This window comes from Mesorhizobium sp. G2-6-1 (assembly GCF_055809095.1).
Genome location: NZ_CM147896.1, coordinates 1,436,156 through 1,456,721, shown reverse-complemented (window position 1 = coordinate 1,456,721; position 20,566 = coordinate 1,436,156). Strand labels below are relative to the sequence as shown.

General features: G+C 55.5%; 17 protein-coding genes, 1 pseudogene and 1 riboswitch. Of the genes and pseudogenes, 12 read left to right on the top strand and 6 right to left on the bottom strand.

Annotated elements, in window-relative coordinates:
- Positions 1-29: 29 nt before the first annotated feature.
- Both AC0L7S_RS06900 and AC0L7S_RS06895 read right to left on the bottom strand, forming a co-directional pair.
- Complete coding sequence (locus AC0L7S_RS06900) at positions 30-1,076, bottom strand: polysaccharide deacetylase family protein (protein ID WP_473473667.1); 1,047 nt, start codon at positions 1,074-1,076, stop codon at positions 30-32.
- 32 nt (positions 1,077-1,108) lie between these two features.
- On the bottom strand, positions 1,109-2,314 hold the full coding sequence (locus AC0L7S_RS06895; RefSeq protein WP_473473666.1) for a carboxylate--amine ligase: 1,206 nt from the start codon (positions 2,312-2,314) through the stop codon (positions 1,109-1,111).
- 593 nt (positions 2,315-2,907) lie between these two features.
- On the opposite strand from AC0L7S_RS06895, the gene AC0L7S_RS06890 reads away from it, so the two are divergent.
- From AC0L7S_RS06890 to AC0L7S_RS06865, 6 genes are all read left to right on the top strand, one after another.
- Positions 2,908-4,215: an imelysin family protein gene (locus AC0L7S_RS06890; RefSeq protein ID WP_473473665.1), complete on the top strand. Its 1,308-nt coding sequence runs from the start codon at positions 2,908-2,910 to the stop codon at positions 4,213-4,215.
- A 61-nt stretch (positions 4,216-4,276) separates the two neighbouring features.
- The gene (locus AC0L7S_RS06885) at positions 4,277-4,588 is read left to right on the top strand and encodes a (2Fe-2S)-binding protein (protein WP_473473664.1); all 312 of its coding nucleotides are present in this window, start codon (positions 4,277-4,279) and stop codon (positions 4,586-4,588) included.
- Positions 4,554-5,039 (top strand): bacterioferritin, encoded by a 486-nt coding sequence (gene bfr / locus AC0L7S_RS06880; protein WP_473473663.1) that lies wholly within the window; start codon positions 4,554-4,556, stop codon positions 5,037-5,039. Before AC0L7S_RS06885 ends, bfr begins: the two co-directional genes overlap by 35 nt.
- Before the next feature lie 12 nt (positions 5,040-5,051).
- Complete coding sequence (locus tag AC0L7S_RS06875; protein ID WP_473473662.1) at positions 5,052-6,686, top strand: di-heme oxidoreductase family protein; 1,635 nt, start codon at positions 5,052-5,054, stop codon at positions 6,684-6,686.
- Positions 6,686-7,765 carry an imelysin family protein gene (locus AC0L7S_RS06870; RefSeq protein WP_473473661.1) on the top strand — a complete coding sequence of 360 codons (1,080 nt, stop codon included), beginning with the start codon at positions 6,686-6,688 and terminating at the stop codon, positions 7,763-7,765. The genes AC0L7S_RS06875 and AC0L7S_RS06870 overlap by 1 nt, the downstream gene beginning before the upstream one ends.
- Position 7,766: 1 nt before the next feature.
- Positions 7,767-8,864, top strand: coding sequence for a DUF1513 domain-containing protein (locus AC0L7S_RS06865; RefSeq protein ID WP_473473660.1), 1,098 nt, complete (start codon positions 7,767-7,769; stop codon positions 8,862-8,864).
- Between the two features lie 47 nt (positions 8,865-8,911).
- Here the strand turns inward: AC0L7S_RS06865 and AC0L7S_RS06860 are convergent, their stop codons facing one another.
- Positions 8,912-9,892 carry a LysR family transcriptional regulator gene (locus AC0L7S_RS06860; RefSeq protein ID WP_473473659.1) on the bottom strand — a complete coding sequence of 327 codons (981 nt, stop codon included), beginning with the start codon at positions 9,890-9,892 and terminating at the stop codon, positions 8,912-8,914.
- A gap of 359 nt (positions 9,893-10,251) precedes the next feature.
- On the opposite strand from AC0L7S_RS06860, the gene chvE reads away from it, so the two are divergent.
- The 4 genes and pseudogenes from chvE (at position 10,252) to araD1 (ending at position 15,318) form a co-directional block, all read left to right on the top strand.
- Positions 10,252-11,292 (top strand): multiple monosaccharide ABC transporter substrate-binding protein, encoded by a 1,041-nt coding sequence (chvE, locus tag AC0L7S_RS06855; RefSeq protein WP_473474205.1) that lies wholly within the window; start codon positions 10,252-10,254, stop codon positions 11,290-11,292.
- A gap of 123 nt (positions 11,293-11,415) precedes the next feature.
- Positions 11,416-12,939 (top strand): annotated as a pseudogene (mmsA, locus tag AC0L7S_RS06850) (multiple monosaccharide ABC transporter ATP-binding protein); the annotation flags it as partial.
- A 22-nt stretch (positions 12,940-12,961) separates the two neighbouring features.
- On the top strand, positions 12,962-14,161 hold the full coding sequence (gene mmsB, locus AC0L7S_RS06845) for a multiple monosaccharide ABC transporter permease (protein WP_473473658.1): 1,200 nt from the start codon (positions 12,962-12,964) through the stop codon (positions 14,159-14,161).
- Between the two features lie 164 nt (positions 14,162-14,325).
- Positions 14,326-15,318, top strand: coding sequence for an AraD1 family protein (araD1, locus tag AC0L7S_RS06840; protein ID WP_473473657.1), 993 nt, complete (start codon positions 14,326-14,328; stop codon positions 15,316-15,318).
- Between the two features lie 54 nt (positions 15,319-15,372).
- Here araD1 and AC0L7S_RS06835 read toward each other — a convergent pair whose 3' ends face one another.
- Positions 15,373-16,467 (bottom strand): 2'-deoxycytidine 5'-triphosphate deaminase, encoded by a 1,095-nt coding sequence (locus tag AC0L7S_RS06835; RefSeq protein WP_473473656.1) that lies wholly within the window; start codon positions 16,465-16,467, stop codon positions 15,373-15,375.
- A 76-nt stretch (positions 16,468-16,543) separates the two neighbouring features.
- Positions 16,544-16,621, top strand: a riboswitch (SAM riboswitch).
- A 53-nt stretch (positions 16,622-16,674) separates the two neighbouring features.
- On the opposite strand from AC0L7S_RS06835, the gene AC0L7S_RS06830 reads away from it, so the two are divergent.
- Both AC0L7S_RS06830 and apaG read left to right on the top strand, forming a co-directional pair.
- Entirely contained in the window at positions 16,675-17,874 is a 1,200-nt protein-coding gene (locus AC0L7S_RS06830) for an O-succinylhomoserine sulfhydrylase (RefSeq protein WP_473473655.1), read from the top strand.
- Positions 17,875-18,030: 156 nt separating this feature from the next.
- Positions 18,031-18,423, top strand: coding sequence for a Co2+/Mg2+ efflux protein ApaG (gene apaG, locus AC0L7S_RS06825; protein ID WP_473473654.1), 393 nt, complete (start codon positions 18,031-18,033; stop codon positions 18,421-18,423).
- Between the two features lie 73 nt (positions 18,424-18,496).
- On the opposite strand, the gene AC0L7S_RS06820 is transcribed toward apaG, so the two are convergent.
- Both AC0L7S_RS06820 and argF read right to left on the bottom strand, forming a co-directional pair.
- Entirely contained in the window at positions 18,497-19,498 is a 1,002-nt protein-coding gene (locus AC0L7S_RS06820; RefSeq protein ID WP_473473653.1) for an Hsp33 family molecular chaperone, read from the bottom strand.
- A gap of 148 nt (positions 19,499-19,646) precedes the next feature.
- Positions 19,647-20,558: an ornithine carbamoyltransferase gene (gene argF, locus AC0L7S_RS06815; protein WP_473473652.1), complete on the bottom strand. Its 912-nt coding sequence runs from the start codon at positions 20,556-20,558 to the stop codon at positions 19,647-19,649.
- Positions 20,559-20,566: the final 8 nt, after the last annotated feature.

Here is a 20,566-nt window from a genome sequence, read left to right as displayed (position 1 = left end):
AACCGCTACACACTTTTGGGCGGCATGCATTAGGTGAACCTTAGCGGGATGCCGGAGATCAGCGCCTCGACATAACGCTTCTTCTGGTAGAGACCGTTCAAGGAAACACGATTAAACGCAGTCGGGTGGGCAATATCTGAAGCACGCAAAACACCCGGTTGCGTCGTCACCGCAATCGTGAAGCCGGCATCGGTTGCGGCAACAAACTCGCGATTTCCGACCGCTGCGGCGTAACCGTAAGGATAGGCAAGGCTCGTAGGCCGACGCTCGACATAGGCTTCAACGGCATCCGCCGATCCGGTGATCTCGTCGCGCAGCCTTGTTGCATCCACGCGCCTGAGGTTGACATGAGTAAGGGTATGCGCACCAAAGCGGACCAGCGGATCGCGTGAAAGCGCCTGCAGTTCCTTTGCATCCATGACAAGTTCGTCGGTAATCGCCAAAGGGTCGATCCCATGCGCCCTTGCCGTCATGTCGAGCCGCGCAATTGCTTCGTCCTCCTCGATAGATCGGACGAAACTGTCGATACGGCCGAACGCCTCCCGTTTTTGGGCGGCAGTCGCCATCTGAACGGTCTCGACGCCATGTCCGAAGTCGAATTCGATTGCGTCTTTTGCTCGAGCGAGTGCCTCGGCAGTTTCCCACCACAATGACCGTGTTCGCTCGACAAATCCCTTGGTGATAAAAATCGTGTAGGGAATGCCATGCTTGCGAAAGACCGGAGCCGCATGTTCTGCATTGTTGCGATAGCCGTCATCAAGGGTAAATGAGACGAAGCGCCGCGTGTCATTTCGGTCGGCAAGCAGGCGCGGCAACTCTTCCAATGGTACGGGCGTGAGGCCGCATTGGACGCTGGTTTTTATCGCCACTTCGAGAAACTCAGGCGTAACCGATAGCAAGGCATTGGGTCGGAACGGCAGCGGGCAATCTGGCCTGACATGATGAAGTGTAAAGATAACGCCACGCCCGCCGGCGCTAGGCCAAAATGACCCGGCCCGGCTAGCTGCAACGCCTTCCAGGCCCGTGCGGATTGCCGCCTGTTTCAATGCTCGTTTTAGATTGGACTTCAAGGACATTGTAATAAGTCACGCCGATCAATTTATTAGTTCTATCGAAGAATACGCCGCGTCAGAACGCGCCATGCTGTCAAGGGCAGGTCAACCAGGCCTGGCAGCGGGTCATTGGCCGAAAACGTTGCCCATGCCCGTACCGAAGCAAATGAACGCACGTAGGCGCTGACCGGAAGGCTGCCGCGCATGGCAAGAATGGAGCCTGCCACCAGATCGCGCACCAGATACATCCACGCGGTGCCCAGACGCGCTTGCCCCGCATCGACTTCGCGACCGTTTGCGATTGCCCACAACATCGCGCCAAGGTCGACACCTGCGGCGGCGGCCAATCCGAACCACGACCATGGCCGCGGGTTGACATCAAGCAGTTTCAACAAACCGTCGCGCACATCACGTTTGAACTCGACCTCTACAAGCCCGTTATACTCGATTGACGCAAGCAGGCGGTGTGCTGCGATCAAGACCTCGGGGGCATCGACAATCTCGACAAACGTACTCGTATAACCAAACTCAACGGGATATTGGCGCGTGCGCCGTGCCGTGAATTCAGCGACGGGTCGGCCTTCACTCCACAGTGCAGCGTAGGAAAATTGGCTTTCCCCGCCGCCGGGTATCAATTGCTGCGCAACGACATTTTCAGCGCCAATATGGTCGGCAGCGTCTTTGAAGGCACCAACAAATGAAAGCTTGTCGTCGGCACGCACGACCTTGGCCCGCGAAAGCTGATTTTGCCCACCGCCCATATTCGGCTTGAGCACGACCGGAAAGTTTATATCTGCCCCCATCGCCTGTTTTACGGACGTTAGTTCATACGTCTCCGGTATGGCCAGATCCAGTTCACGCGCGCGTCGATAAAGCTGAGGTTTTTCACAGACCCATCGAAGCTTTTCCCATGGCGTCAGCGCAACTTTGTAGACGCTTGAGAGTATGTCGACAGATTGCGACACCAGGCGCACTTCGCTGTCACCACCTGCGATCAACAGGCATCCAGTCAAGCCATGCACCGAAGTCAGTTGAAGCAGGAACGCAAGCGCGCCTTCATCATTTGCCCCCGGCCAATCGAATTTCGCGGTGATGTAACGCGACCAACCGGGCAGCGGCGTATCGTTGCTGACCAGAAAGACCGGGATGTTCTGTTGGCCAAGCCCGCGCGCGAGGGCCAGCGTTCCATGTGCGCCGCCAAGGATGACCACGCCCTTCGGCTGGGTCACGGAATGCAGGCTTTGCTGAGGTTGGACAAGCATCTATCGGTTCCGGCAATCGACGCCTAATGAATGTAAGGTGCGCCATGGCTGGCCGATTGAAATCATTGCGGTCAGCGTAGCCCACCTGCGTTAACAAACTGCTGTTTGCTGCGCCAAGCCAGATGTGCCAGGCGAAGCGGAGCGCCTTCCCCGGCAATATCCGCCAACCATGCTGCCAGCCCCGCACTTTCAGGCTCACAGGCAAACATTGCGATGTCTCTCGGGTAAATCTGGATGCAGAACACATTAAACTTGACTGTAATAGTTTAGAATAGTTCTAAACTATTGTTTCAAATAGGTAATTTTTGAAAACACAGTTGACTCGCAAGCCATTCTTCGATTTATGGAGTTCGTGGCGCCATCAGCGATTCCTTTGATGTTTGGGCCTTTAACCCTTTCGATTGGAGGCATTCGTGTCTTATTTCTGCTAGCCGCATTATTGCGGTTTCCTGTGTATGGCGTTCATGCGCCGCGTCGATAATTCAGACGCTTGGCTTCCGCGTCGAAGCCGCCAGGGTTCTCCGCAAATTCCCCTTAAAACCGCATCGGCTGTGTCGCTGTCGATTGTAAAATGAATTCCTGAGGAGACGAGAATGACAAGAAGAAGCGCTATAAATTTGCGATCCGGTAGTCGGATTGCCGCGATCGGTGCAACAGCGGTTCTGACTGCGGCGGTTTTTGTATTGCCGGCAAAAGCCGATGTAGAGACCAAGGCCGTTATCAAGACCTACGCCGATATTGCGCTTGCCAAATACGAAGATTCGCTGACAACAGCGAAGGCACTCGATACGGCAGTTGATGCGCTGCTTGCCAAGCCTTCCGAAGAGGCCCTCACTGCCGCTCGCGACGCCTGGAAAGCATCGCGTATTCCCTATCAGCAGACCGAGGTTTACCGTTTCGGAAACCCCATCGTTGACGAGTGGGAAGGCCGCGTCAATGCCTGGCCGCTGGATGAAGGCCTGATCGACTATGTTGACCAGTCATATGGCACGGAGTCTGATGAAAATTCACTTTACAGGGCAAACATCATTGCCAATCCGAAGATAGAGATCGACGGCAAGGAGATCGACGCAACCGACCTGACGCCTGAATTCCTGTCTGGAACATTGCAGGAAGCAGGCGATATCGAAGCAAATGTGGCAACGGGTTACCATGCCATCGAATTCATGCTTTGGGGCCAAGATCTGAACGGCACGGGGCCTGGTGCCGGCAATCGTCCCTTTACGGACTATGACATTGCCAACTGCACCGGCGGAAATTGCGACCGGCGTGCACAATATCTCAAATCCGCAAGTGATTTGCTCGTACAGGATATCGAGGAAATGGTGGGCGACTGGAAGGAAGGCGGTGCCGCACGCGCAGCACTTGATAGCAAAGACGAGAAGGCTGCCATTTCAACCATCTTCACAGGCATGGGCTCATTGTCTTATGGCGAACTTGCCGGCGAGCGCATGAAACTCGGCCTTCTGCTGCACGATCCGGAAGAGGAGCATGATTGCTTCTCGGACAACACGCATATCTCCCATCTTTATGATGCAGTCGGCATTCGCAATGTTTATCATGGCAGCTATGTGCGTCTCGACGGCACAGTCGTAAAAGGGCCATCTGTTGCCGACTTGGTCAAGGCGGCCGATCCGGCCATCGATGCCGAACTTTCGGGCAAGCTGGACGTGACCATTGCCAAAATGGAGGCCATAAAAGCTCGCGTATTGGCGGGTGAAGCCTATGACCAGCAGATTGCCGAGGGAAATGTGGAAGGTAACGCTACAGTGCAGGCGGCCATCGACGCCTTGGTTGACCAGACCAAGTCGATTGAACGTGCGGTTGCATCACTCAAGATTGATGCTGTCGCCTTTGAAGGCTCCGATAGCCTTGATTCTCCGGACGCGGTTTTCCAGTAGGTAACATTGTCAAGCAATATGGCGCGCAATGCGCGCGCCATGAGCCAGATGAGAGTTCGAAATGCTGATCTGTCAGTGCAACGTCATAACTCAAAAGGAAGTCGAGCAGGCCATTATCGCCCTGCTTGATCAGGATGCATGGCAGATGATTGTCCCGGCAAAAGTCTATCATTCGATGAATAAGCGTGGCCGCTGTTGCGGCTGTTTTCCAAATGTGGTCGAAACGATCATTCGGGTAACGGAGGAATACCATGCCCGTTCAGATGTGGACGGTGTGGATGTCGTTTCACACATAGAGCGCGTCAGGACACTGCGCGTCCAATTTGGGAGCATAGGCCATGAAAGGCGAAACGCAGGTCATCGAGCGGCTTAACGAGGCTCTGTTTCTGGAGCTTGGTGCCGTCAATCAATATTGGGTGCATTTCCGTCTGCTTGAAGATTGGGGATACACCAAGCTGGCCCGGAAAGAACGCGCTGAATCAATTGAGGAGATGCATCATGCTGATCGGCTCGTGGCGCGCATTATCTTCCTTGAAGGCCACCCGAATTTGCAAACCGTTGCGCCGCTGCGCATCGGGCAAAATGTGAAAGAAGTACTGGAATCGGATCTTGCCGGGGAACACGAGGCGCGCAATGCCTACAAGAAGTCGCGCGAGATTTGTAACGAACTGGGCGACTATGTGAGCATGAAGCTGTTTGAGGAACTGCTCGCGGATGAAGAAGGTCACATCGACTTTCTCGAAACGCAACTCGAACTGCTCTCGTCGATCGGCGATGAAAAATATGGCCTGCTCAACGCTGATTCAGCGAACGAGGCGGAATAAGGATATGCCGGGATGCGGCGCCAACTAGAATTCTTGCGCCGCGTGCGATGCTTTCCTGCCAGCCCTGCATTGATCGGGCTGCGCAGGTATAGGCTCTTGCAAAACATCGGTGCGCGCCATGCGTCGCGCTGGTCAACGCACATGTTCATGGCGCTGGGCTTACTCACTCTACTGCCTGCCGTCGCTTACGCCAATGAACCTGGCGCATCGGGGCGCACCGATCTGACGCCGAAGGATCGAGCGCGCGTCGAGGCAATAACCAAGCCGACTACAGACTTTTCAAAGCCCGAGAAATTCGAGCTAATGCAAGGCGGTGCCGGCACATCGAGAAAGCGGGTCAATGCCGATTCTTTCTCCCATTCGTCGGCAAATATTACATTCGAAGAAGAAGGCACGTTCAAGCTCGGCAATGCATTGTTTCGCAAAAACTGGGTGTCGTCGCCTTCTTCAACTCAGGCATCCGACGGGCTCGGCCCGCTGTTCAATGCACGGGCCTGTCAAAGTTGCCATCTGAAAGATGGCCGGGGTCATCCGCCTGAACACAGTCTTGACGCCACGTCGATGTTTCTGCGTCTCGCCCGCGAGGCCGACACGGCTGAAGAAAGAGAAGCAGTAAGGGATCACCGGGCATTGAATTTCCCCGACCCCGTATACGGCACGCAATTTCAGGATCTTGCGGTACCCGGTCTTTCGAGCGAAGGCCGCATGCACATTACCTACCGCGAAGAGCCGGTTACCCTCGGTGATGGAAGCGTCGTGCCGCTTCGCCGGCCAAGCTATGCGGTCGAAGATCTTGCTTATGGACCGATGGATGCGCGAACCACTTTGTCGCCACGCATATCGCCGCCAATGATCGGACTTGGCTTGGTCGAACAGATCCATCCTGCGGATATTCTGGCTCAAGCAGACCCCGATGATGAGGATGGGGATGGAATTTCGGGCAAAGCCGCGTTCGTGCGCGACAGTGCCACTGGTGAATTGACGCTTGGCCGTTTCGGCTGGAAGGCGCAGGCAACCTCCATACGCCAGCAATCGGCTGATGCCCTTGCGGGCGATATCGGCGTTTCCTCACCAGAGGCACCGCGCAATTGGGGTGACTGTACCAAGGCGCAAACCGGCTGCCTCGCCATGCCGACCGGGGTTCAAAAGCGTCTCGGCGATACCGAGGCACCGTCGCCGGTTATGGACCTCATTACCTTCTATTCGCAGAATTTGGCCGTGCCAGCGCGGCGCACGCTTGCCGACCCTAAGGTGCTTTCGGGCAAGAAGGCATTTTACGAAATGGGCTGCACGTCGTGCCATACGCCGAAATTTGTTACGCGCCGCGATGCGCCCAACAAGGCACAGAAATTTCAGCTGATCTGGCCGTATTCGGATTTCCTTTTGCATGACATGGGTGAGGGTCTGGCAGATGGCCAGAAAGTTGGCGATGCCACAGGCAATGAGTGGCGCACGCCACCGCTATGGGGCATTGGGCTGACCAAAAAGGTCAATGGTCACACCTTCTTCCTGCATGATGGTCGAGCGCGCAATTTCAGCGAAGCTATTCTTTGGCATGGAGGTGAAGCCCAAGCGGCCCGTGACCGCTTTGCCGCCGCTGATGCAGCCGACCGTGAAGCCTTGATAAAATTCCTGGAGTCCTTGTGATGTCGAAGCGCTATGCGCTGGCTCTGATACTGCCACTGGCCTTTGGTCTTGCCTCGCCGGCATTCGCCGCAGTCAAGGCGTCAAGTGTGATCGAACAGGCAATCGAAGGCTTTGTCCGCCCCGCTTATGCGCATCTGAGCGATCAGGCATCGGCGCTGAATGGCTCCATGAAGGCACTTTGCGCCACGCCATCAACGGCTAATCTTGAAGCCGCCCACACCGCATTTGTAAAGGCTGCCGAGGCCTGGTCCAATGTGGAAATCATTACATTCGGCCCCATCAGGGAAGGTAATCGTTTTGAACGCATGTTGTTCTGGCCGGATCGTAAAAGCATTGGCTTGAAGCAGGTGCAAGCGGCCCTTTCCGAGGGAGACCCAACAGCGAGTGATCCGTTGCAACTGGCTGCGAAGAGTGTTGCCATGCAAGGTTTCGGCGCATTGGAATATGCGCTGTATGGCACAGGTGCCGAAGCGCTCGCAGGACAGGGCGACCCGTATAGATGCGCGTTCGGCGCGGCGGTTGCGGCAAATATCGAAACCATGGCGAAAGACGTCGACGTTGCATGGAAAAAGCCCGACGGCTTTGCCGCGCTCTGGTCTGAACCAGGTCCTGACAATCCGCTCTATCGAGATGGATCGGAAGCAGTGACCGAATTGATGGGCGTCTTTATCAATGGACTTGAGATGATGCGCGACGTGCGCTTGCGAGCGTTTCTTGCCGGCGACCCAGCCAGGGACAAGCCAAAGCGCGCACTCTATTGGCGCTCGGGAAACACGGGCATGTCGCTTGCCGCCAATTTCGAGGGCATGGACCGTTTGTTTGAAAGCTCCCGGCTCGGCGATGCCTTATCGCCCGAAGCCCGATGGATGGCGGAGTCGATTCATATTCAGCTTGTCAACGGTGCGGCAGCGGCAAAAAATGTGACCGGACCAATCAACAAGGCTCTTGCCGATCCGGTACAGCGTAAGAAGCTGGACTATATTTCTTTGGTTACCAGCAGTCTTTCCAATCTGTTTGGTAACCGCTTGAGCGCCGAATTCGGTCTTACCGCAGGCTTTTCCTCGCTGGACGGAGATTGAGATGCGCACGCCGCTTATCGACCGACGTGACTTTTTGCGATCGGCAGGAGCCGCTTTTATTGCAGCCATGACCCCGGCGGCATGGGCCGGCACACTTGCATCAGATGCTGTCTTTGCCACGGCATTCGTCAAACATGATGGAAGCTATGGAGCAGCCGTTCTCTCCGAAGCGGGAAAGATATTGCATACGATCAGCTTGCCTGATCGTGGCCATGACGTGACGTTTGATCCGGTATCACGCCGCTCCGTCGTCTTCGCCCGACAGCCCGGTACATTTGCGGTCGTGTTCGACCATACAGGCCACAAAGTGCCGCACACCATTGCCAGCATTCCCGGCCGCCATTTCTTCGGCCACGGCGTGTTTTCGCCGGACGGCACGCTGCTATATGCCACCGAGAACGACTTCGACAATGCCGCTGGTATGGTCGGAATATATGATGCCCGCGCCGATTTCGAACGGGTCGGAGAATTCCCGACTTATGGCATGGGGCCGCATGAGCTCTTGTTGCTGGGCGATGGAAAGACGATTGCGGTGGCCAATGGTGGTATTGAAACCCATCCGGACTATGGCCGCGCAGAACTCAACCTTGCGACCATGAAACCATCCTATGTTCTGATCGACCGCACAAATGGCGATCTGATCGAAAAACATGAGTTGCCGTCCAGCCTTCATCAACTTTCGATCCGGCATATGGATGCCGATGCCTCAGGCACTATCTGGTTCGGTTGCCAGTACAAAGGGCCGGGGATCGATCAGCCATTGCTGGTTGGGCGCGCCGCGCGCGGTGAGGATCTGGCACTGTTGGACATGCCGCAAAAGGTGTTGTCCGGTTTTCGCAATTATATCGGTTCTGTCGCTGCCAATCCTTTTGCGGGTACTGTGGCAGTTTCGTCTCCGCAGGGAAATTCTCTTGCCGTGATCGATGCCGGCAGCGGCAATATTGTTTCGACAAAGTCGCTTGTAGAAGTATGCGGTATCGCACCTGATGGGCCGGGGTTCGTCTCGACAACGGGGGCAGGCAATATAGTTAGCCCCGGCGGAAAAACCTTATCGGAACCTGACTATGTATGGGACAACCATATTCTGCGCATCGCTTAAAGCATCGGGCGGACACCGGCTCCAACTTCACAGCGCCTGAAATAAATTTAGCCGACTTCACGCAGGATGAAGTCATGCAACATTTTGGCTGCTGGCGATAAAACACGATTCTTGATTGTTATGAGGCTGTAGGGCCTGACCTCAATGTCGAATTCGGTTGGGATAATGTCGATGGCACCCGACATGCCTTCCGGACTCTGGATAAATCGCGCGACCTGAATCGATACAGGTGCGATTGCATCGGATTGCGCGACCATGACCAGCGTCAGCAGCAGCGAACTCGTGTTCAGGATGCGATCCGGCAACGCAATGTTGCGGTTGAGGAAATTGGCTTCCATCGCCTGCCTAAGAGGTGAACCTCCCGATTGGAAAACCCAGTCGTAGCCCGCCGTTTCCTCCAGGGCCACGGTTTTTCCTCGCAGCAACGGGTGGCCACGGCGCACGATCAGGCAGGCTTTCTCTATGCCGATCACGCGGCTTTCAAACAGGCGCGGATTGAGATCGTCGGGTATGCGCGCAATGATGAAATCATGGCGCGTGGCGACGAGTTCACGCGCAAGCACATTGCTGGTTTCCACCTGCATGGTAATTTCGATGCGGGGATAAAGCCGGCGGATTTCACGAATCGCGGGCACCGCAAGTTCGATCGCGGGTGCGGTGACGGCGCCGAGAAAAACCGCGCCACCCTTGCCCGCTTTCAGCTCCGCAATTTCGCGGTCGGCTTCGCGCATTTCAAGCAGGATGCTGTGGGCGCGCCTCGCCAGTGCCTTGCCATAGGGGGTAAGCGAGATGCCTCGTGGCAGGCGTTCACAAAGCGAAATGTCGAGGATGGCCTCCATCTCGGCAATCATGCGTGAAGCTGCCGGCTGGGAAATGTTCATCACCTGCGCGGCAGCGCTGACACGGCCATGCTCGTCAAGTGCCGCCATCATGCGCATATGCCTCAGGCTGAGCCCACTGCGCAGCAGGTGGTCGCCTTTGCCTGACCGGTCTGTCAAATCTCTTGGAATGGCACCGCTGTCACTCATTTCTCAGCCTCCGCTCGTCCGTCAGTTCACTTCGAGGATCGATAATATTGGCAATCCGATGGCATGATGCGGGATAGAAATAGGCATACCAGTTTCGATATATCAACCGTCGCAGTTGGCATTTGACAGTTATGGCGAAGAGTCACAACCTCTACGTGCCTGACGCTTTGGGAGGTTCGCCGATCAATGATCGTGTCGATTGAAGCAGGCGTCGGGGCGTATGGGAGGATAGCAGATATTATTGCGGCAACGGCGCGCTCGCGCTCGTGCCTTAATCGCTTAGCCCGCAAGGCTTGCGGGCCGATACTATTAATCATGGAGGAACAGACGTGAAAATACTCAAAACACTCCTGGCCGTTATGTCGGTCGGCCTTGCTGCCACTACCTATTCGGCGCAAGCGCAGGACAAGGGTCTTATTGGCATCGCAATGCCGACCAAGTCATCGCTGCGCTGGATCAGCGACGGCAACGAGCTCGTCAAGGCGCTCGAAGCCAAGGGGTACAAGACCGATCTCCAGTTCGCGGAAGACGATATCCCCAACCAGCTCGCCCAAATCGAGAACATGGTGACCAAGGATGCCAAAGCTCTGATCATCGCGTCGATCGACGGCACCACGCTTTCTGCTGTGTTGCAGCAGGCTGCAGACAATGGCGTCAAGGTCATCGCATATGACCGTCTTATCCGTGACAGCCCGAATGTCGACTACTATACGACATTCGACAATTTTCAGGTGGGCGTACTGCAAGCCAACTCGATCTTGAAGGGCCTCGGCTACCCTGAAAAGAAAGGCCCGTTCAATCTTGAACTGTTTGGCGGTTCGCCTGACGACAACAATGCCTTCTTTTTCTACGACGGCGCCATGTCGGTATTTCAACCTTTGATCGACAAGGGTGATTTTGTCGTGAAATCTGGCCAAATGGGAATGGACAAGGTTGGAACACTGCGCTGGGACGGTGCGGTTGCACAGGCCAGAATGGATAATTTGCTCTCGGCCAATTATTCTGATGGTGGACGTGTCGATGCGGTCCTGTCGCCTTACGACGGATTGTCGCGCGGTATCATTTCTTCGCTGCGTGGTGTGGGTTACGGTACTGCCGACCAGCCGTGGCCTATCATTTCCGGGCAGGATGCAGAGGTTCCCTCGGTCAAAGCGATCATCGCTGGCGAACAGTATTCAACGGTCTACAAGGACACGCGCGAACTGGCCAAGGTGGCAGCCAATCTGGTGGATGAAGTGATGCAGGGCAAGGAGCCCACGCAGATCAACGACACCAAAACCTACAACAATGGCGTCAAGGTTGTCCCGTCGATCCTCTTGACCCCCTATGAGGTCGACAAGTCGAACTACAAGGAAAAGGTGGTCGACTCCGGCTACATCAAGGCGGAAGACCTTCAATAGGCTACTGACTTGCAGGCTCCGCGCTTTGCTTGCGCGGGGCCGCTATTGAATGCGTTCGCCATTCTGTAGCATAGCATCCTGAAGCACCCGCAGGTGTCGTTCTCGCCGAACTGGGGTTCAACGATGGAAACAACTATTCTGGAGATGCGAAGCATCACCAAGACATTTCCGGGCGTCAAGGCGCTTCAGGATGTAAACCTTGATGTCCGCGAAGCCGAGATCCATGCGGTCGTAGGTGAAAATGGTGCCGGCAAATCGACGTTGATGAAGGTTCTTTCCGGCGTCTATGCGCATGGTAGTTACTCAGGCGATATCCACTTTCTTGGCAAGCAATGTCATTTCAGCGGCATCCATGACAGCGAACGCGTTGGCATTGTCATCATTCATCAGGAATTGGCCCTTGTTCCGCTCTTGTCGATCGCCGAAAATATCTTCCTTGGCAATGAGCAGGCAAAATTAGGCGTAATCGACTGGAACCTTGTGCGCAAACGCGCGGCCGCGCTTCTTGCGCGTGTCGGGCTGAGTGAAGACCCGGATACACTGATCACCAATATCGGCGTAGGAAAGCAGCAACTGGTCGAGATCGCCAAAGCGCTTTCCAAGGAAGTCAAATTATTGATCCTTGACGAACCAACAGCCTCATTGAGTGAGAAGGACAGCGACGCACTTCTTTCGCTTCTTGCCGATTTCAAGGAAAGGGGCATTTCTTCGATCCTGATCTCGCACAAGCTCAACGAGATCAGCAAGATCGCCGACCGTATCACGATCCTGCGTGACGGGCGTACCATCGAAACGCTCGACACCCATGACATCAGTGAAGATCGCATCATCACCTCGATGGTAGGGCGCTCGCTCGAAGATCGCTTCCCGACGCGGACACCGAAAATCGGCGACACCCTCTTTGAGGTCAGGAATTGGGTGGTTTACCACCCGCTTCATGCCGAGCGCCAGATCATCAAGGATGTCAACATTGCCGTGAAAAAGGGAGAAGTCGTCGGTATCGCCGGTCTGATGGGGGCAGGACGCACCGAGTTCGCCATGAGCGTTTTCGGTAAAAGCTACGGCCAGCGCATCAGCGGGGAGGTCTACCTTGACGGCAGGAAGATCGACACATCCAGCGTTGACGCAGCCGTCGCGCACGGCATTGCTTACGCGACCGAGGATCGCAAGACCTATGGGTTAAACCTCATCGATCACATCAAGCATAACATCACCATTGCCAATCTTGGCAACGTGTCGTCAGTCGGCGTTCTTGACGATATGCGCGAACTCAACATCGCAAACGAATATCGCAAGAAGACCAATATTCGCTCATCCAGCGTGTATCAGATCACCGGCAATCTCTCCGGCGGCAATCAGCAGAAAGTCGTCTTGTCCAAATGGCTGTTCGCCGGGCCCGATGTGCTCATTCTCGATGAACCGACACGCGGCATCGACGTGGGTGCAAAGTATGAAATCTATACGATCATCAATCAACTTGCTGACGAAGGAAAAGGCATTCTCGTCATCTCGTCGGAAATGCCAGAGCTTCTTGGCATCTGTGATCGCATATACGTCATGAACGAGGGACGCATTGTCGGCGAGTTGGCCGGTCATGAAGCCTCGCAGGAAAAGATCATGCGGGCAATCGTCCACGCGGAGGGAAGGCAGCATCATGAGCACGGAAACGATGACAAACGCCAAGCGCAATGCCCGTGCTTCGGCTGCCACGGCGCTCAAGGAAAACCTGCGCGATTACGGGCTCGTGATAGCGTTGATTTTGATCATGCTCTTCTTTCAGTATTTCACCAATGGCGTGCTGTTCAAGCCGGTCAATCTGACAAATATCGTCCTGCAAAACAGCTATATCATCATCATGGCCTTGGGCATGTTATTGGTCATCGTGTCCGGTCATATCGACCTGTCGGTCGGCTCTGTATCCGGTTTCATCGGCGCTATCGCCGCTGTGTTGATGGTGCAATATCATATGCACCCCTTCCTGGCAGGTCTGCTTTGCCTGATTGCCGGCGGTATTATCGGGGCGTCTCAGGGGTACTGGATCGCCTATCTCAAAATTCCCTCATTCATCGTTACGCTGGCAGGAATGCTTGTGTTCAAGGGTCTGGCGCTCTGGTTGCTCGGAGGCATGTCCGTTGGACCGTTCCCTCGTGAGTTCCAATTGCTGAGCGCTGGCTTCATACCCGACATCATCGGGCCGATGACAATTGCTGGAACAACGCTGCATTCAACGACTTTGGCCATAGGTATTCTGATCGTCGCAGCCATGCTTTATTTCAGCCTGACAAGCCGGCGCAATCGTGAAAGCCACGGCTACGAGGCAGAACCGTTTGCACTGTTCGTTGTCAAGAATGCTCTCATATCGGCAATCGTGCTTTTCCTGATCTACATGATGGCATCCTACAAGGGTTTGCCCAACGTGCTGATCGTTATGGGTGTCCTGATTGCACTGTTCGTCTTCGTCACCAAGCGGATGACATTCGGGCGGCGCATCTACGCCGTGGGCGGCAATGCAAAGGCTGCATCTTTGTCGGGCATCAAGACCGAGCGGCTGACATTTTATGTGTTCATCATCATGGGCATGCTGGCGGCTCTGGCCGGGCTGATCTTTGCAGCACGCCTGAACACCGCGACACCCAAGGCTGGGTTGGGTTTCGAACTGGATGTCATTGCAGCCGTGTTCATTGGTGGCGCATCGATGGCCGGAGGTGCCGGGCAGGTAGCTGGCGCGGTGATCGGTGCGTTCATCATGGGTGTTATGAACAACGGCATGTCGATCATGGGCGTCAATATTGATTGGCAGCAGGTCATTAAAGGACTGGTGCTACTGGGAGCCGTCGTTTTCGACGTCTACAACAAGAACAAAAGCTAGAGAGCGGCTTCGAGTGGCGCTGTGCGAATTTCAGATTCGATAAGGACACCAGGTAAGCCCTGCAGGCAGAACGATTGGGATTTTGACCCAGTTGTGCAGGCCGTCCCACGCCGCGATGGCAACAGTTCAGGTCTCTTTCGGGGAGACATGAAAAGGTAGGAAACATGCTGATTTCCCAAGTTCTTGACGATGCCGACATCATCAAGGTTGTCGCCCGTACCAATGGCAAGGTGCGTGTCATCAACAATGCGCGCAGTGTCTACTCGCTTGCCATGGAATCGGCACGAACCGGTACGGGCTTGGAAACACTGATCGAGCGCAAGGGTTTTGGCGAAGCCATCGATCTGGAGGCTGCGATCAAGAAAGATCGCATCCTGTCTCCGATCAACCATCCAGACCCGGCACACCTTCATCTGACAGGCACGGGGCTTACCCATCTCGGTTCCGCAGCCACACGCGATGCCATGCATAAAACCATAGACGCTGCTGGCGAGGATCAACTCACCGATTCCATGAAAATGTTTCGCATGGGGCTGAAAGGCGGCAAGCCGGTTGCGGGTCAATCCGGGGTACAGCCAGAATGGTTCTACAAGGGTAATGGCACAATGGTTGTGGCACCTGGCTCCGCCCTTGTGTCACCGGAGTTTGCCGAGGATGCAGGCGAGGAACCAGAGATCGCAGGCATTTACGTGATAGGCGACGATGGAGTGCCTTTTCGTGTGGGGTTTGCCCTGTCGAATGAGTTTTCAGATCATGTCACCGAGCGTGCAAATTACCTATGGCTTGCCCACTCCAAGTTGCGAAACGCATCGTTCGGCCCTGAAATCCTCATCGGAGATTTGCCTGCCGATATCCATGGCATGTCACGCATCATCCGTGCGGACAAAACGCTATGGGAAAAGCCATTTCTGTCTGGCGAAGTGAACATGTCGCACAGCATCGCCAACCTTGAGCATCATCATTTCAAATATTCAGCGTTTCGCCAGCCAGGTGACGTGCACGTCCATATGTTTGGAACAGCGACGCTTTCATTCGCGGATGGCATTGGCACGCAAGCAGGCGATGTGTTTGAGATCGAAGCAAGTGAGTTCGGGCTACCTCTGCGCAATCGGCTGGAAATAGCCACGCCGACGAAAGTAATCGTCAAGGCGCTTTAACCCGCACCTTGCACATAATTCGTCATCAAAGGGCTTCCATGCGAGTGCGCACCTTCAACGCGCGGCGCGAAAATGTTTGGAAAGCTTCAGGCCCTGAGCCTGATAATTGGAACCCAGATCTGTGCCGTAAAGCGCCTTCGGGCGTTTCAACATATGTTCATAGATGAGGCGTCCGACGATCTGACCATGGTCGAGGATGAACGGCACTTCGTGGCTGCGGACTTCCAGAACCGCCCGGCTACCAGTGCCGCCCGCTGCCGAATGGCCAAAGCCGGGATCGAAGAAACCAGCATAGTGAACACGAAATTCGCCGACCAGAGGATCGAATGGTGTCATTTCGGCAGCATGCAGTGGTGGCACATGCACGGCTTCCTGACTTGCTAGAATGTAAAATTCATCTGGATCGAGAACGAGTTCGCCGGCACCGCGCCTGTAAAGCGGCTCCCAGAAATCCAGGACGTCCTGCGCTGCACGCTTATCGACATCGACGAGGCCGGTATGGTGTTTGCCACGATAACCGATGAGTCCGGTTTCATCACCGATCAGGTCGATTGAAAGTGCGATGCCATTGCCCGAAATATTGGGGGGCTCGGTTGCGACCAGCATTTCATTTCGATGTAGTTCATGCAGTTCGCTTTCCGACAACACCGCCTTGCCGGTACGAAACCTGATCTGCGACAGGCGCGATCCGGTGCGCGCAATAATCGGGAACGTGCGTGGGCTGACTTCGAGGAAAAGCGGGCCTTTGTAGCCTGCCGCGATCTTGTCGAACTCATGGCCATGATCGGTCATGACGCGCGTGAAAATATCGAGCCGCCCGGTTGAGCTCTTGGGATTGGCGGAAGCCGAAATGGCATCCGGCAGCGCGAGGCTTTCCAGGAGCGGAACGATGTAAACGCACCCTGTCTCCAGCACCGCCCCGGCACTGAGGTCTATTTCATGCAGCTGGAGCCGTTCAAGCTTGTCTGCAACAGTGTGGTGTGGCCCCGGCAGGAAACTTGCACGCACGCGCCAGGCCTTGTCACCCAATCTAAGATCGAGGCTTGCCGGCTGGATTTGATCGTCATCCAGTGCGCGCGACGACTTGAGCGCACCGGATTGGAACAGCGCGGCGATGTCCTGATCTGGAAGAATTCCTGTATGGCGCAAAAGTCGGCTCCAATGCCCTGCATCAATCTCTTAATAGGCCGGGCAATTGACGCAAGCCGAAGCGAGGTCTAAAGGAACTTTATCCCGTGGTGATTTGGCCGGTCGGCTTGCAGCCACGTTAAACAAGTCGCTAAAGGGCCGTCTGGCTACAAGCCTTTTGGACCGGTTGCGATTTCGCGGCCGGTTTTTTGTATTGAGGACTGAGCGATGACAACAGGTAACAAACGCAATTGGAAGCCGGAGACCGCGCTTATCCATGCCGGAACACAGCGATCGCAATTCGGCGAGATGTCCGAAGCTCTGTTTCTCACTCAGGGTTACGTCTACAAGAGCGCCGAAGCGGCCGAAGCCCGGTTCAAAGGTGAGGAACCCGGCTTCATCTATTCCCGTTACGCCAACCCTACCGTCGACATGTTCGAAAAGCGCATGTGTGCGCTTGAAGGTGCCGAAGATGCGCGTGCCACCGCGTCAGGCATGGCGGCTGTCGCAGCGGCTATTCTTTGCAGCCTGAAAGCAGGCGATCATATTGTCGCGGCGCGCGCCCTGTTCGGTTCCTGCCGTTGGATCATCGATACGCTGGCGCCCCGCTACGGCATACAAGCGACATTGGTCGATGGCACCGACATCAGGAATTGGGAACAGGCGGTGCGCCCCGACACCAGACTCTTTTTCCTTGAAAGCCCGACCAACCCGACCTTGGAAGTCATCGATATTGCGGCTGTGGCGGCACTCGCAAACTCGATCGGAGCGCGCGTCGTCGTCGACAATGTATTCGCCACGCCATTGCAACAGAGGCCATTGGAGCTTGGCGCGCATGTGGTGGTCTATTCCGCCACCAAGCACATTGATGGGCAGGGGCGGTGTCTGGGCGGTATCGTCTTGTCCGACAAGGCATGGATCGACGAAAATTTGCATGACTATTTTCGCCATACCGGTCCGAGCCTTTCGCCATTCAACGCATGGACACTTCTGAAGGGGTTGGAAACGTTGCCGATCCGCGTTGCGCAACAGATGCGATCGGCGAGCCGCATTGCCGATTTTCTTGCTGAGCGTCCTGAGATTGATCGCCTGGTCTATCCCGGTCGCGACGACCACCCGCAGGCCGAGATCATCAAAAAACAGATGAGCGGGGGTTCGACACTGATTTGCCTCGACGTCAAGGGAGGCAAGGAGGCTGCTTTTGCCTTTCAAAATGCGCTGGAGATCGTACTCATTTCGAACAATCTCGGTGACGCCAAGAGCCTGATTACCCATCCTGGAACGACAACTCATAAAAACCTGAGCGAAGAAGCCCGCGCCGAACTCGGCATCGGGCCGGGAACATTGCGCCTTTCAATCGGGCTGGAACATGTCGACGATCTCATGGGAGATATCGAACATGCGCTGGCGCGTGCAAAAACCAGCTGATGCGGCCGGATTGAATGGCAGAGGCTGTTTACCTTCATCCTCATCTTGCTCTAGACAAGTTTACGGTGAAACATTCGCGACCGATGAATAGCGGCGGCGAAAGCCACAAGACGGTTGACCAACCGATGCTCTAATCCTCGAACTGAGGAGCACGATATGTATAGCGCCATCACACGCAATATCGAGGTGCGGGTCAGGCCATTTTATCTGGAGGACCAGTCCGATCCGTTGGAAAACCATTATGTCTGGGGTTATCAGGTGACTATCGACAACCAGTCGGAAGAGGTTGTCCAGCTTTTGTCTCGTTACTGGCATATTACCGACGGCACGGGTCGCATTGAAGAAGTGCGAGGCGATGGTGTCGTTGGCGACCAGCCCGAGCTCAATCCTGGCGACAGCTACCAGTACACATCCGGTTGTCCACTCTCGACCCCGTCAGGCATCATGGTCGGCACCTATACGATGCGTACCGCGCAAAACGAGACTTTCGACATCGGCATCCCGGCATTTTCGCTCGATCTGCCCGGAGTTAAGCGCACCGTGAACTGATGGCGCCTGCCCGGCATGGAAAAGTTATTTCAGATATGCATGAAGCGCGCCTGTGGCGGGCGTGCTTCACACATCAGCTATCCGGGCAAAACTCCGCGGGATCGAAGCTGTAAGCCTTCGAGCAGAATTCGCAGGCAACGCTAATCTTGCCGTCTTGCGTACTATCCTTGATCTCTTCGGCGGAAAAACCGCTGAGGATACCTCGGATTTTTTCTACCGAACACGAACATCTGTCAGCGACCTCGACATTGCCAAATACCCGCACGCCATGTTCGTGAAATAGTCGATAAAGCAAGCGTTCGGAGCCCACGGTCGGATCGACCAATTCCGTTGTTTCGACAGTTGCCAGAAGCGCCAACACTTCCTGCCATGCATTGTCGACCATGCCGGGGTTGGTTTCGTTCACGTCTCCATCGCCGCCGGGAATATCCGGCAAACGCATGCGTTCAGGAGATTCCGGCAAGAACTGCGCCAACAGACCCCCGGCGCGCCACTGCTCGCCACTGCCGGGCACAACCAGCTTGGCCACAGACAGACGCAAATCAGTCGGAATCTGCTCCGACTGGCGAAAATAGACACGTGCCGCCTCTTCCAGCGATATATCATCTAGCTGGACAATACCCTGATATCGCTGGGTATATTCGCCCTGATCAATGGTCAGGGCAAGCACCCCGGAGCCGAGCAAGATTTCGGAAGAGCACTCGCCAACGGCTGTCAGCGCCTCCAACCGGTCTGCGTCATAGCGGGCATAGGCACGCAATGAATGCGGCGTTGAAAAATCCGCAATCAGCATTTCCACCGGCCCGTCGGTACGGGTTTGAAAGATGAACTTGCCTTCAAATTTCAATGACGTGCCGAGTAGCACAGTCAACACACATGCTTCAGCCAACAAGCGCGCTACCGGCTCGGGATAGGCATGGCGAGCCAGGATCGCATCGAGCATCGGCCCAAGCTGTACCGCGCGCCCACGCACATCGAGCGCACCGACCTCGAACGGTACGACACAATCGTCTCCGGCATGCCCAAATTCGCCGAGCTTGGGTTCGCTGTCAGTCATCTGCATCGGTTCCAACATGACACTTCTCCAACCGCAGGCCAGACCTTTGATTGGGCATGGCAGGCTACGCTACGTCTCTTGGTGATGTGGCAGAGATAGGTGCGACCTTTCCAGGCTTCAAGCGTGCGGCTTCGGGCACCGCATTCAAGCCAGCGGATTTCGAGCGTCAGGTCCCCAAGCACCAGGCGAGTACGGCCTTTTGCGCATGCAGCCGGTTTTCGGCTTCGTCAAAGACGACCGAGTGTGATCCGTCAATCACATCATCTGTTACTTCTTCGCCACGATGCGCGGGAAGACAGTGCATGAACAATGCATCGGGATTGGCTTTCGCCATCAATGCGGCATTTACCTGATAGGGTGAGAAAATATTGTGGCCGCGCGCGCGGTGTTCCTGCCCCATCGACACCCAACTGTCGGTGACCACGCAATCGGCGCCCGTCACGGCCTCTTCCGCCGTTGCTGCAAAGGTAATATTGCCGCCATTGTTGCGCGACCAGTCGACGAAATTCTGTGCGGGTTCACTTCCCTTTGGTACAGCAACATTGAGGTTGAACTGAAAACGCGCCGCCGCTTCCATCAGCGAATGCAAGACATTGTTGCCGTCACCGCTCCACGCAATGGTCTTGCCGGTGACCGGGCCGCGATGTTCTTCAAACGTCAGGATGTCGGCCATGATCTGGCAGGGGTGCGTGTCGTCCGTAAGACCGTTGATAACTGGAATGGTGGCGCTTTGCGTCAATTCAAGCAGCCGGTCATGCGAGGTCGTACGGATCATGATCGCATCGACATAGCGCGACAGGACCTTTGCGGTGTCGGCGATGGTTTCCGACCGGCCAAGTTGCATCTCGGTGCCCGTCAGCATGACCGTTTCACCGCCAAGTTGGCGCATGCCGACATCGAAAGACACGCGCGTACGCGTCGACGGTTTGTCGAATATCATCGCCAGAACCTTGCCTTCCAGAGGCTTGGAACGCACGCCGGCTTTCAGGCGTTCCTTGCGCGCCGCTGCATCACCTATCATGGTCCGCAAATCGCCGGCGGAAATGGCGGAAAGATCAGTGAAGTGACGAAGGCTCATCAATAGTT